Consider the following 804-nt stretch of genomic DNA (forward strand, 5'->3'; position numbering starts at 1 on the left):
TCACCGGGTCGTTCTCCCAGGGCTGCGGGACCAGCATCATCATCGCGTGGGGCAGGGAGCGCCCGGACAGCTGCAGCAGTTCGAGGGCCTCGTCCAGGCTGGCGGAGTCGGAGGCCCCGGGGGTGTTCACCGGCAGCAGGCGCTCGAAGTCCTCGCCGAAGGCGTCGGTGGCCATGCGCCCCTCGGCAGCGCGCAGACGGTTGCGATTTCCCACCACGGTGTTGATCTCGCCGTTGTGGGCGAGCATCCGGAAGGGCTGGGCGAGGGGCCAGGACGGGAAGGTGTTGGTGGAGAAGCGGGAGTGGACGATCGCCAGTTCGGTCTCGAACCGCTCATCGCGCAGATCGGGGTAGAAGGCCCCGCGGGGTCAGGGTGGGGGTGATGGTGAGCATGACGGATACGGCTTCCGGAAATGTGCTGAGAGCGTGCAGAGAGCAGGCCGAACAGGCCAGCATGATGGACGAGCATGTGAGCATGGATGGTGAGCAGGAGATCGGGACGGCGCAGCTGATGCGGAAGATAGAGGACAACCGCAAGAGCGGGCAGTGGCGCATGGAGAGCCGGCAGATCCGGGGCGTGATCAACCTGTACTATCCGGTGATGGGGGCCAACAACCGCATGCTGGCTGCACTCAATGTGACCTATATCGAACGCATCGACAAGAAGGTCAACCTCAGCCTGGACGAGGTGCAAGGCATCGTCCAGGAGGTTTCGGCGCGGAGGGCGGGACTGATGGGGGGTACGAGCTTCGGAGCCTGAGGCCGGCGCCAGCTGCAGGAGCTGGCTGCCGGTGCTAGCTGGCGA

General features: G+C 65.5%; 2 protein-coding genes. One reads left to right on the plus strand and one right to left on the minus strand.

Annotation, left to right across the window (positions count from 1 at the left end; translation table 11 throughout):
• The coding region (locus BTM36_RS03700) for a hypothetical protein (protein WP_217349531.1) at positions 1–343 on the minus strand (343 nt) is incomplete at its 3' end.
• A 38-nt stretch (positions 344–381) separates the two neighbouring features.
• Between BTM36_RS03700 and BTM36_RS03705 the strand changes: the two genes are divergently transcribed.
• Positions 382–759: a hypothetical protein gene (locus BTM36_RS03705; protein WP_077235276.1), complete on the plus strand. Its 378-nt coding sequence runs from the start codon at positions 382–384 to the stop codon at positions 757–759.
• The last annotated feature ends 45 nt before the right edge of the window (positions 760–804 follow it).

Source organism: Herbaspirillum sp. VT-16-41, assembly GCF_001994935.1.
Classification (GTDB): Bacteria; Pseudomonadota; Gammaproteobacteria; order Burkholderiales; family Burkholderiaceae_D; genus Herbaspirillum; species Herbaspirillum frisingense.

Bases quoted from the DNA above. Each gene is read 5' to 3' on its own strand.
- BTM36_RS03705 (WP_077235276.1), top strand. From the start codon at position 382: ATGGTGAGCATGACGGATACGGCTTCCGGAAATGTGCTGAGAGCGTGC.